Source organism: Cellulomonas sp. GbtcB1, from assembly GCF_019091725.1.
In the GTDB taxonomy this organism is placed as follows: domain Bacteria; phylum Actinomycetota; class Actinomycetes; order Actinomycetales; family Cellulomonadaceae; genus Cellulomonas.
The window spans coordinates 1-277 of record NZ_JAGXJG010000229.1; the positions used below are offsets into that span (position 1 = coordinate 1).

1 protein-coding gene is annotated in these 277 nt (G+C 75.1%); it reads left to right on the forward strand.

Annotated elements, in window-relative coordinates; translation table 11 throughout:
- Positions 1-112: 112 nt before the first annotated feature.
- Positions 113-277, forward strand: a 165-nt coding sequence (locus KVT14_RS20380) for a PTS transporter subunit EIIB (protein ID WP_217617297.1), incomplete at its 3' end; no start/stop codon positions are given.

The following is a 277-nucleotide window of genomic DNA, read 5'->3' on the forward strand; positions in this document are numbered from 1 at the left end:
CGCAGCAGGAGCGGACCTACCTCGTTCTGCACCTGTCGAACCTGCTCTGCCACCCCCCCCCCACCCCGCGGCGCCCCCCCGGCGACCCGCGGGGACAGCTCAGGAGAGCACCGTGACATACGAGAAGGACGCTGCCGCGATCGTCGCGGCGGGCGGCGGCGAGGACAACATCACCTCGCTCTACCACTGCGTCACCCGCCTGCGGTTCGGGCTCGTCGACCGCGCGCGCGTCGACGCGGCCGCGGTCCGCGCCGGCGGCGCCGCGCAGGCGCTCAAC